Source organism: Streptomyces sp. NPDC056486 (assembly GCF_042795295.1).
Classification (GTDB): domain Bacteria; phylum Actinomycetota; class Actinomycetes; order Streptomycetales; family Streptomycetaceae; genus Streptomyces.
This window is the reverse complement of record NZ_JBHTSF010000053.1, coordinates 42,952-54,268: the sequence shown is the minus strand read 5'-3', so window position 1 is coordinate 54,268 and position 11,317 is coordinate 42,952. Positions and strand designations below refer to the sequence as shown.

Annotated in this window: 7 protein-coding genes; 2 read left to right on the top strand and 5 right to left on the bottom strand. The window is 72.0% G+C overall.

What is annotated here, in order from left to right; genetic code table 11:
• The 4 genes from ACFQ7F_RS21955 to ACFQ7F_RS21940 form a co-directional block, all read right to left on the bottom strand.
• Positions 1-1,239 (bottom strand): S8 family serine peptidase (locus ACFQ7F_RS21955; protein ID WP_383272866.1); only part of this gene is annotated, 1,239 nt, incomplete at its 3' end.
• On the bottom strand, positions 1,236-4,553 hold the full coding sequence (locus ACFQ7F_RS21950; protein ID WP_383272864.1) for a right-handed parallel beta-helix repeat-containing protein: 3,318 nt from the start codon (positions 4,551-4,553) through the stop codon (positions 1,236-1,238). The genes ACFQ7F_RS21950 and ACFQ7F_RS21955, both read right to left, overlap by 4 nt.
• Positions 4,554-4,713: 160 nt before the next feature.
• Positions 4,714-5,946 (bottom strand): ricin-type beta-trefoil lectin domain protein, encoded by a 1,233-nt coding sequence (locus ACFQ7F_RS21945; RefSeq protein ID WP_383272862.1) that lies wholly within the window; start codon positions 5,944-5,946, stop codon positions 4,714-4,716.
• Positions 5,943-6,692, bottom strand: a complete 750-nt coding sequence (locus ACFQ7F_RS21940; protein ID WP_383272860.1) for a type VII secretion system-associated protein — start codon at positions 6,690-6,692, stop codon at positions 5,943-5,945. The genes ACFQ7F_RS21945 and ACFQ7F_RS21940 overlap by 4 nt, the downstream gene beginning before the upstream one ends.
• 355 nt (positions 6,693-7,047) lie before the next feature.
• On the opposite strand from ACFQ7F_RS21940, the gene ACFQ7F_RS21935 reads away from it, so the two are divergent.
• Positions 7,048-8,214, top strand: coding sequence for a mannose-binding protein (locus ACFQ7F_RS21935; protein ID WP_383272858.1), 1,167 nt, complete (start codon positions 7,048-7,050; stop codon positions 8,212-8,214).
• 196 nt (positions 8,215-8,410) lie between these two features.
• The gene (locus tag ACFQ7F_RS21930; RefSeq protein WP_383272856.1) at positions 8,411-9,565 is read left to right on the top strand and encodes a serine hydrolase domain-containing protein; all 1,155 of its coding nucleotides are present in this window, start codon (positions 8,411-8,413) and stop codon (positions 9,563-9,565) included.
• A 24-nt stretch (positions 9,566-9,589) separates the two neighbouring features.
• Here ACFQ7F_RS21930 and ACFQ7F_RS21925 read toward each other — a convergent pair whose 3' ends face one another.
• Positions 9,590-11,236: a PucR family transcriptional regulator gene (locus ACFQ7F_RS21925; RefSeq protein WP_383272854.1), complete on the bottom strand. Its 1,647-nt coding sequence runs from the start codon at positions 11,234-11,236 to the stop codon at positions 9,590-9,592.
• Between the last annotated feature and the right edge of the window lie 81 nt (positions 11,237-11,317).

Below are 11,317 nucleotides of genomic sequence, written 5' to 3'. Positions count from 1 at the left end.
CTGCGCCGGTCCTCCTGCGCCCGCCGGACGCCATCCCCTTCTGCGGGCCCTGGGAAGCGCGAACGCTCCCCAGAGGACGGCGAGCACGGCGGCGGAGCCGAGCAGCACGAAGAGGGTGGCGCGGCCGGTCGCGCGGTCGGTAGCGGATGTGTCGCGGACGGCCACGGGTTCCGCGGCATGCTTGGCGCCGGTGGGGGCGCCTGAGTCGCCGAGGACCGTGGTGACGGCGGCGTAGGCGTCCAGCTGGGGGATGTCCGCGGGGTAGGCGGTGGAGGTCAGGCGGCGCTCGACGACCTTGGGTGATTCGTCGGGGTGGGCGGAGCGGACCACTGCCGCGGCTCCGGCGACCTGGGCGGCGGCCACCGAAGCACCGGCGCCGAGATAGTGCCCGTCGCCGCGTGGGCCGCCGGAGACCACTCCGGCGCCGGGGGCTGCCAGGTCGATGCCGCTGGTGGGCAGGGAGCCGTCGGGGCGGACACCGGCGGGAAGCATGTCGGCGACCGAGACGACACCCGGTTCACCGGCAGGCCAGTAGACGCGGGACGGCACTTCCTCGGTACCGCGCGGGGGCGGGTCCGGGGTGGCGGCGGCGATCACCACGGCGCCCGCACGGCGGGCGTCGGCGACCGCCTGGGTCAACGCCTCGTCCCGGCGCGGCAGGGCCACCGCGATCGCGATGACTTTGGCCCGGGCCTCGGTCGCCTCGCGCAGCGCCTGTACGACCAGATCGGGATTGTCCTGACCGCGCGGTCCTGTGCCGCGCAGGGACAGGATCTTCGCGCCCGGGGCGACCCCGGCAAGGCGCGGGCTCTCCCCGCCGTTCCCGGCGATGAGCCCGGCCAGGAAGGTGCCGTGGCCCACGCAGTCCTCACCGGCCGCTCCTACGGCGGTGACCCGGCCCTTGAGCCCGGCTGCGTCGGGGGCGACACCGGTGCCGATCAGGGCGACGGTCACGCCCGCACCGGTGTTGTCGCGGTGCAGCCGGTCCAGATCGAGGCGCTGGCGCGACCAGTCCTGCTTCTTCGCCTTCTCGCGGGAGGCGGGAGTGCAGGCCGCGTTCGCGGCGTCCGGGTCGAGCGCGGAGGGCATGCCGGGCAGTTCCTGGCCCTTCTTCCCGTCGGCCGTCGGCGGGCGCGAGAAGGGTGCCGCCTGGGCCGGGAGGGCCACGGGCAGCAGCAGGGCGGCGGCGAGGCCGGTGCCCGACAGCAGGCGGGCGGTCCCGCGGGCGTGTGAATTCATCGGGGAGCCGCCTTCGGTGCCGCCGCCACGACATCGTCGGGGACGAGGATGCGCAGGTCGTCGAGCGTGGGTGTGGACAGCGAACTGAGGCGTCTCGCCTGGCGGGTGACCATCGTCTCGACCACTTGGCGGGCCAGCCGTGCGTTGCCGAAGGTGCGGTCCCGGGGCAGCGAGTCGAAGTACTCCCGCAGGAGCGGTCCGGTGCCGGGGCCGCATTCGTAGCCCATGTTCGCGGACTGGGAGCGCACGATGGTGACCAGTTCCTCGGAGGAGTAGTCGGCGAAGCCGATCCGGCGCGGGAAGCGGGAGGAGAGGCCCGGGTTGGAGGCGAGGAAGCGTTCCATCTCGTCGGTGTATCCGGCGACGATGACGACCACCTCGTCGCGGTGGTCCTCCATCAGCTTCAGGAGGGTGTCCACCGCCTCCTGCCCGAAGTCGGCGCCGCCGCCCGCCGGGGTGAGGGTGTATGCCTCGTCGATGAACAGCACGCCGCCGCGGGCCTTTTCGAAGACCTCGCGGGTGAGCTGCGCGGTGTGGCCGATGTAGCGGCCGACCAGGTCGGCGCGGGCCGCCTCGATCAACTGACCCCGATCGAGGATGCCCAGCTGGGTCAGGATCTCCCCGTAGAGGCGGGCGACAGTGGTCTTACCGGTGCCGGGCGGCCCGGTGAAGACCAGGTGGTTGCTGAGCGAGGGCACCGGAAGACCGGCGGCGGCACGGTGTCGGGCGGTGGTGATGAGGTTGACCAGGTCCGCGACGTCGCGCTTCACCTCGGCCAGGCCGACCATGTCGCCGAGGCGGGTGAGCGGGTCGTCGTCCGGCGCTGCGGTCTCGGCGCCCTTCGCGGCGGCGGTGGTGGAGACGTCATCGGGCAGCAGCATCCGCAGGTCGCTCTCGCTGACCTGCGGCAGGGTGGCGAGCCGTACCGCCTGTCTGTCCACCATCTCCTCGAACACCCCGCGCGCGGCACGTCCGTTGCCGAAGCCGGCGTCGCGCGGCATCGCCTCGAAGTGCGCGGCCAGCGCGTCGGCGGTGCCCTCGCCCAGTTCGTACTGGTGCTGGCCGCACATGTTCTCCATGATCGCGACCAGTTCGGGCACCGAGTAGTTCTCGAACTCGACGGTCCGCGAGAAGCGCGATGCCAGGCCCGGGTTGGAGCCGAGGAAGGAGTCCATCTCGCGGGAGTAGCCGGCCGCGACCACCACCACGTCGTCACGGTGGTCCTCCATCAGCTTCAGCAGAGTGTCCACCGCCTCGCGGCCGAAGTCCGCGCCGCCGTTGTTGCTGTCCGAGGTGAGTGTGTACGCCTCGTCGACGAACAGCACGCCGCCGAGCGCCCGTTGGAAGGTCTCGGTGGTCTTGATCGCGGTACCGCCGACGACCTGCGCGACCAGGTCGGCGCGGGAGACCTCCACCAGGTGCCCGCTGCGCAGCGAGCCCAGTTCGGCCAGGATCGACCCGTAGAGGCGGGCGACGGTGGTCTTACCGGTGCCGGGCGGCCCGGCGAAGATCAGGTGCCGGCTCATCGGCGGGGCCGACATACCGAGTTGTTCACGGCGCTGGGCGAGCTGGGTCAGGTTGACCAGAGTGCCCACCTGCTGCTTGACGTTCTCCAGGCCGATCAGCGCGTTGAGGGCGCCGAGCGGGCCGTCCGCGCGGTCCGGCGGGGGTGCGTCCCCGGCGCCGGAGCCCGCCGGGTCGGTGTTCTCGGCGCTGCCGGTGCCCCAGGCGTCCCGCTTGCCGTTGCCGACACTGTTCAGGCCCTCCACGGCGAGCCGGTCGCCGGGCGCGGTCTGCACCAGACCGCCGCCCGCGTTCTCCCGGGCGAGGCAGTTCACGACGGAGACCGGCGCGGTGGACTCCACCCGGAAGCCGTCCTGCTCGCCGCCGGAGACCTCGCAGCCGCTGAGCGAGGCGAGCGCGCCCTCGCTGAGCAGGAACCCGTGGCTCTTCGGGCCGTGGACCGTGGTGCGGTTGGCGGTCAGCTCGCCGCCCGCAGCGACGATCACCCCTTCCTCACCGGATATCTCGATGCGGAAGTCGCGGACGGTGACGTTGCCGCCGTCCTCCACGATCAGGCCGACGGTGTCCGTGTCGGAGACTCCGCCACCGGCCAGGTAGAGGGTGCTGCCGGAGGCCACGCGGACGCCCGCGCCCTTCGGCCGGACGATCTCGCAGTCCTCCGCGCGGCCACGGGCGTCCTTGGTGACCGCGATGCCGTCACCGGAGGGCTCCACCAGACGTGCCCGGCGCAGCAGGGGGTTGGCGCCGCCGCGCACCGCGATCGCGGGCGAGCCGCCTATCACTTCCAGGCGGTCCAGCTCGGGCGCCGAGTCCTCTTCCAGGAGCAGCCCGGCGCCGTCGCAGTCGCGGACCGTGAGGCCGGTCATCGCCGGGGAAGCGCCCCCGGCGACCCGCAGCGCCGCGCCCTGCGCGCTGTCCACCCAGCAGTCTTCAAAGGTGCCGCGCGCCCGGTCGGTGACAAGGACGCCGTGGCCGCGGGTGCGCGAGACCCGGCAGCGGCGCAGTACCGGGTCGGTGCCCCCGGCAAGGGCGATCCCGTTGCCGGACGCGCCGGTGACGCGGACGTCCTCCAGCGTCGTACGGCCCGCGCTGCTCAGGTGAACTCCGGTGCTGGTGTCGTGCACCACGGTGCGGGTCACCGTGAGGGAGCAGTTCTGTTCCAGGGCGATGGAGGGTTTGTCGGTCGAGGAGAAGTCGCAGTCCTCGACGGTGCCACGGGCGTCGCCGTTGGCGAGCAGGCCGTTGCCGCGGGCACCGCGCACCGTGCAGCCGCGGACGCGTGCGTCGCCCTCCTCCGCGATGACCAGGCCGCTGGTGCCCAGGTGCTCGAAGTTGCAGGACTCCACGGTGGTGGGCGTGGTCGATGTGACCACGATGCCCGCGCCCTGCGGGTTGCTCACCCGGCAGTCCCGCAGCGCGAGGGATCCTGTGCCCCCGGCCAGCATCGCGGTCCAGGCGGCACCGATGACTTCGCAGCCGTCGAGTGCGGCCTGTCCGCGCCGTATGTCCACGGTCGGCAGCTCGGCGTCGCCGCCGCGCAGGGTCAGTTCGGAGAGCATCACGGCGTCGGCGCGCAGCGCGAGCACACTGCCCGAGCGCGGCCGGATCTCCACGGTGCCCCGCCCTTCGGCGGCGGTGAGGGTGACCCGGGTGTGGATCACGAGGTTCTCCGCGTACGTCCCGGGCCGGACGCTGATGAGCGCACCGGTCCTTGCGGCCACGAGTGCCTCACCGATCGTCCGGTAGCGGTCTTGGCTTCCTGGACCGACCGTCAGTACCTGGCGCGACACGCACCGACCTCCTTGCCATGGCGGCGTCTACAGCGGGACGCCCCCTCGTCGGGGGCGCGTGTCGGCGAGCCGACGGTGCCATCATGCCTCGCCCGTGGGAACGGGCGGGCGCCGGGAGTGGTGTGCTCCCGGTCCGGGGTGTCCGGGTCCGGGCGTCCGGTCAGACGCTCCACTTCTGGTTGTCCCTGCCCGTGCAGCCCCACAGCTCGAGAGGGGCGTGGTTCTCACGGTTGCTGCCGTTGATGTCGACGCACTTGCCGACCACCGTATTGACCAGGTCGTGGCTGGGATTCAGCGCGAACTTCTGGGCGTCGGCGCCGTTGCACCGGGCGATCTGGATGGCCGTACGGTCGTTGAAGTTCGCGTTGGCGACGTCCAGGCACAGGCCCTGGATGCGTACGGTGCCGTCGGAGGCGAACTGGAACTTCTGCGCCGGGGCGCCGTTGCAGTCCCACATCTGCAGCTGCTTGCCGTCGGTGAAGTTGCTGCCCGGTACGTCGATGCAGCGGCCCGAGAGGTGACTGCGGAAGGAGACGGGGGCGCCGAGAGTCACGCCGCCACCGGCCTTCTTGGGCTGGTCCTTGTTCCCGTCGGACTTCTTCTGACTGGCCTGCTTCTCCGTCTGGGCCTTCTTGCCGTCGTCCTGCGACTTGTCCTTCTCGCCGTCGTCCTTCGTCGGAGCGGGCGCGGCAGGCTTCTCCGGCTTCTCCTGCTTGTCGGACTTGTCGGAGTCCTTGTCGTCGTCCTTGGAACCGGCGTCGGGCTTGGTCTCCGCGAACTCGCCAGGTGCGTCCTGCTCATCGCCGCCGAGGACGGTTCCGGCAGCCGCCGCCCGTCCCTTGCCGCCGTTGTCGTCGTCCCCGCCGAGCGTCAGCAACGGCACGGACACGAGCAGCGCCCCCGCGACCGCGGCCCCGGCGAGCACGGCCCGGCCCGGCCGTCCCACCGGCCCGGTCCGCTGCTGCGGCTTGCCGATCGCGGTCGCGGACACGGTCCGTACGAGCGCGGGAAGTCGGCTCTTGGCCGCCGCGGCGGCACCGGGGTCGGTCTCGGCCTCGGGCCCCGTGCCGGAGGCGGCCGCCCCGCTCTTGGACGCGGTGCCGCCTTCGGGCTCGGACTCGGGCTCGGGGCTCTTGCCCTCCTCGGCCGTCTCTCCGGCTCCGGCGGCCTTGGTTCTGGCTTCGGTCTTGGTCTCGGCCTCAGGCTTGGCTTCGGTCTTGGAGGCCTCCGCGCCGGACTCGGCTCCGGCCTTCGCCTCCGTGAGCTCGGGTCCGGTCTCCGGTTGTGTCTTCGACTTGGGCCCGGCGACGGTGGCCGCGGCGGTCGTCTCCTCACCGTCGGAACCGGTCTTGGCCCCCTGCGGGGCGGGGGGCTGCTGGGCCGAACGCGTCACGAGGTACTCCCTGTGATGGGGGGCGAGAGTTCAGGAGAGGTGTCGGTCCGGGCCGCGGCCGGAGGGCCGCTGCGGTCCGCGGTGCCGATGAGACCGAGAAGGCTGTCCGCCGGGACGAGCAAGGGGGCCGCGGCCCCGGCGTTGACCATGAGCAGGGTGCCCGAGCCACTCAGTGAACGGGCCAACTCCCGCGCGGGAAGCCTGCCATGGCGAAGTACCGGGGACATGAATTCGTGTGGCGGTGAGGTGAACAACAGCACAACCGGCTCCCCGTCCTGCCCGGTCGCCGTGAGCGGTCCGCCGTCCGGCGCACGCACCACGGTGATCTCCGTCTCGGCGAGCGCCGCGAGCGCTTCGTCCACCGAGCCGTATCCGGTGGCGGCCCGCTGCGCCGCCGCGTCCACCGGGTCGGTGGGCTCCGGCCAGCCGAGCACCCGGGCCGATGGCCGGTACGCCGGGTTGGCGCGGTAGTCCCCCACGCCCCCGCTCTCGTCCGACTGCCACTCCCCGAGCACCGCCCACTCCGGCGGTGTCCGCTCCTCGGTCCACTCGGGGTCGACCACGCCGATCCAGTGTCCCGGCGCCCGGCGGGCGGCGGCGCGCACCGCCTCGGGTATCTCGGGTGTGACGGTGGCCTCTGGTGCGTCCTCAACGGCTGACGCGGGGGCAGCGGCGGCCGGGCCGGATCCACCGGACACCACGGCCAGGCCGTCATGCCTGCCCTCTTGCCGTTCTGCGGGCCGCATCTCCACCTGAACTCTTCGGTCCGTACGAATCCTTGGGCGCCGCACAACAGGCGCGCGCCGACACTGATCATACTGATCATGTCGGGAGTCAACACAATGCCATACGCGGCCCACCCGTTGGCGGCCGGGGAAGATCCGTTTCGGTCTCCCGCGTGCCCGTTCGGTGCCCGAATGGGGAACGTTCCGGGAGCAGTGAGGCGTGAGCGGACAAAGCACAAGGGCAGTTGTGGCGCGATGAGCGGCTGCCGACCCCGTGACGGGCTAAGTTGTGCAGGCCGTCGGCCCCGCCGATGGACAGTGCGTTCCGGCCGGACGTCCCGGCCAGGACCGTACGGGAAGACCTCGCGGCCCGGAGGTGTCGGACCGGCCCGCGGCCGCCACCGCGACTGACCACGCGGAGACCGGCATCAAGTACCGGGCCGAACCGGCTCACTTCGACACGCCCCCACCCGATACCAGTGGCGGCGGCAGGCTCTCGACCGGCCGGGCCGCCGCACGGGTCCGTGCCCACATCGACAGCTCCGCCACCGAGGAGGAGTACCGCATGTCCCCCCAGCCCCGCACCCCCGGCGCGAACGCGGAGACGGCCGCCACCCCCGCCGTCCCCGCAGGAGAGACCGGGCCGCCGGCCACATCCACCGCACCGGAGGAGAAGCCCACCTCCTCCGTACCGGACGAGGAGAAGCCGAGCCCGGTCGCAAGCCCCGATGCGGAGTCCGGCACCTCCCCGGCCGGGGAGACCACAGCCGTTGCGGCCGCCGCACCCGCCAAGACCACCGCGAGTCCGGACGAGGGCGTCGCCGTGGCTGCGGCCGTCGGCACGGCGCCGCCCGGCGTCAAGACCAAGACCGGCGTCGACAGCGGCCGCCCCCGCAAGCCGGTCCTCGCGGGTGCCGCGATCGTCGGTGCCGCCCTGATCGCGATACCGCTGCTCCTTGTCGGCAGCGCGAGGGACGACGGGCCCTCTGACACCGTCAAGGAGGCAGGAGGCTCCGACACCGTCCTGAACCCCGACTCCGACCCGGCGGGGGACTACGTGGCCAAGAAGCCCGGTCCGTCCCCGGACAAGAAGAAGCCGAAGAAGTCCGAGGCCCCGAAGACGGTCGTCCCCAAAGCCGCCGTGCCTCCGCCGGAGCCCAGCAAGAGCAGCTCGCCCGAGAAGAAGCCCGACCCCAAGCCCAAGGCCGCCCCGAAGCCGAACTGGAGCACCGAGACCGTTTCGGCACCCAGCGTTCTGGAGGTCAAGCAGGCCTGGACCACCAACCGCATCCGCATGGTCATGCAGACCGACGGCAACCTCGTCGTCTACAACGAGAAGGGCAAGCCCATCTGGGCGTCCATGACCTTCGGCGAAAACCACCGGGCGATTTTCCAGCCGGACGGCAATCTCGTCATCCACAACGCCGATGACCGCCCCATCTGGGCGTCCAAGAGCCACGGTCACGAGGGCGCCCAGCTGATCCTCAGGCCCGACGGCAAAGTGGTGATCGTGCACAACGGCCGGACCGTCTGGTCGACCTGACACTGTGCCGGGGCAGCGACGACAGCCGCCCCGCACCGCTCGTTCTTCCGCACGCCACCCCATGGCCCCTCTTCGTTGCCCCCGATGAGCGCCCCGCCCCACGTTGTCGACCGCGACGAAGCGGCGGCCGGGCCTGCTGCCCTAGCTTCCGGACATCACCGGTTCGAGGAACAGCAGCAACCGAGAGGGGCAGCAGATGGCAGTGCGCAGAGCACGGATCGGCACGGTGGGTCTGGTGGCAGCGGCGGCATTGACCGCCGCTTCGTTCACCTCACCCGCGGCGGCCGGCAGCGGTGTGGGACATGCCCGGACCCAGGCGGCCATGGACGCCGCGGTGAAGGACGGGGTGCCCGGAGTCGCGGGGCAGATCAAGGACGGGTACTCGGTCTGGACGGGCACCTCGGGTGTCGGGAACCGCACGACGGGCGCGCCGCGCTCGGCGTTCGACCGCTACCGCATCGGCAGCATGACCAAGACCTTCGTCGCCACCGTGCTGCTCCAGTTGCAGGGCGAGGGCAAGCTCGACCTCGACGACAAAGTCGACAAGTGGCTGCCCGGTGTCGTTCAGGGCAACGGCAACGACGGTCGCCGGACAACTGTGCGGCAGCTGCTCAACCACACCAGCGGGATCCCCAGCTACACCGCCGACCCGGAGTTCCTGGAGAACGGCTTCACCGAGAAGTTCCTGGAGCACCGCTACGACACCTACACGCCCCAGCAGTTGGTCGGCATCGCCATGCGTTACAAGCCGCTCTTCGACCCGGGCGCGGGCTGGAGCTACTCGAACACCAACTACACCCTGGCCGGAATGATCGTCGCGAAGGTCACGGGCCACCCCTACGAGGACGAGATCAAGCAGCGCATCATCCAGCCGCTCGGCCTGTACGCCACCTCCGTCCCCCGCACCGCCTCGTCGATGCCCGCGCCGAGTTCCCGTGCGTACTCCAAGCTCTCCCTGATGCCGCAGCCGACCGGAGCGGTCCACGACGTCACCGAGCTCAATCCGTCGGCCGCGGGCTCGGCGGGCGCGTTGATCTCCGACTCCGGTGACCTGAACCGCTTCTACTCCGCCCTGCTCGGCGGCAAGCTGCTGCCCGCCCAGCAGCTCAAGGAGATGAAGACGACCGTCCCGGTCAGCGGGGCCGGTCTGATCACGGACTACGGCCTTGGGCTGATGAAGTTCTCGCCGTCCTGCGGCGTCACGGTCTGGGGGCACGGAGGCAACATCCAGGGTTCGGCGTCCCAGGCCGTGACCACTGCGGACGGCAAGCACTCGCTGGCCTTCAACTTCAACGGCGACTGGGCGGGGAACAGCCAGGCGGTCATCGAGGCGGAGTACTGCCCGAAGTGAACGGGGGCGCCTGCTCCCGCGCGCCTAGCACCGACCATCGGGGCGGCGCAGCAGGCGCAGTTGCAGCATCAGTGCGAAGCGGACGTCGGGGTCGGTGAGGTCGGTCCCGGCGACTTCGGTGGCGCGGCGCAGGCGGTAGCGGAAGGTGTTCTGGTGGACGTACATCGCTTCGGCGGCGGCCGGGACGTCGCCGAAGGCGTTGAGCCAGGCGCTGAGTGTGTCGACCAGTTGGGAGTCGTGCCGCTTGTCGTAGGCGAGCAGCCGGGCCAGGGGACCTGTCGGCGGATCCCCCCGCTCCGCGGCGAGGTCGGCGAGATCGAGCAGGAGCGCCTCGACGTGGATGTCCGAGATGCGGGCGAGCTGTCGGGAGCCTCCGTTGGTGCGCAGGACGCGCAGTGCCCGGTCGGCTCCCTCGCGGGAGCGGGCAAGGGCGCCGGCGTCCTGGGCCGCGGGGCCGATGCCGATGAGCGGGGTCAGCCGGTCGCCGATGCGCGTAAGGAAGTCGGTGCCGATGCGGGCCGCCCTCTCCTCCGCGTCTGTCTGCTGGTGCGGCACGGGGAGGATGCCGTAGGCGACGTCGCCGATGAGCGCCGTGGCGGCGCGGGCGTGGATGGCGGAGAGGTGCATGGCGAAGGCGTCGGCCAGGCGCTGGCGTTCGGCCGTGTGCTGGGCGTGCAGGTCGGTCGAACCGGTCAGCTCGGGCGGGTCCGGCACGGCCAGGGCGAGGACGACTCCCGCGTAGTCGGTCAGGCCGAGCCTGCCGAGTGCCTCGGCGGCGCCTGATCCGCCTTCGAGGGCGGTGGAGACCAGGTCGGCACGGAGCCGGCGCTCGACGTCGGCGCCGGCCCGCAGGCGCAGCATGTGCAGGGCCACGAGTTTGGCCGCGTCGTGCAGCGCCTGGCCGCGCTGTGCGGTGAGCGGGGTGCGGACGACGGCCCAGATGGACCCGAGGACTTCGTCACCGGCGCGTACGGCGATCGCGGCGCGCGGGATGTGGAATCCGTCGGGCCCGGGTGGGGCGACATGGACCGGTTGGTCGCTGCGGTACAGGGAGCGGAAGATTCCCCGGTCCTCCAGCAGGCGGGTGAAGCGTTCGGGTACTTGCCTGCCGAGGACGGTCTCCACGCGGGAGGGGTCGGCCTCGTCCTGGCGGCCGGAGAAGGCGAGGACGCGGGAGCTGCGGTCCTCGATGGTGACCGGGGCGTCGAGCAGCGCGGCCACCGCGTTGGCCACCGCGAACAGGTCGCCGGACGGGGTGCCGCCGAGGGACTGGGGGCCTGCCTCGCCGACATCGCCGTCAGCGAGCAGTGAGCGCAGCAGCGCGGCGAGCTGGGCCCATGAGGCGCCGCGGGTCAGCGCGAGCAGCGCGACGCCGGATCTCTGTGCCGCCGCGGTGACCGCCGCGTCGGTCTGCGCGGGGGCACGGACCACCAGCGCCGCCGCGCCTGCGCCGCCGAGGGCGGTGAGCAGCCGGGCGGTCTCGTCCGCCCCGTGGACGCCGATGCCGAGCACCAGCGCCTTGCGGGGCAGTACCGGGTCGTCCAGCGGGTCGTGGATGACCACACCGCCGATCCCGTCCGCCGTGTCCGGGTCACCGCACACGAGGTCGAGCAGGGTGGTGCCGAGGTCTTCAAGGACGCGCCCGAGACTGGCCCGCGGCTGTGTGTTCACCGTGCCTCGTACCCCCCGTCCCCCAGGCGGTGCTTGCGGCCGCTCTTCGTCGGTGTCGTCGGGATTGTGCGGTGTTCTCGT

What these genes read in the sequence shown, in the direction of transcription:
- ACFQ7F_RS21940 (WP_383272860.1), bottom strand. Translation starts at nt 6,692, where the DNA reads ATGCGGCCCGCAGAACGGCAAGAGGGCAGGCATGACGGCCTGGCCGTG.
- ACFQ7F_RS21930 (WP_383272856.1), top strand. Translation starts at nt 8,411, where the DNA reads ATGGCAGTGCGCAGAGCACGGATCGGCACGGTGGGTCTGGTGGCAGCG.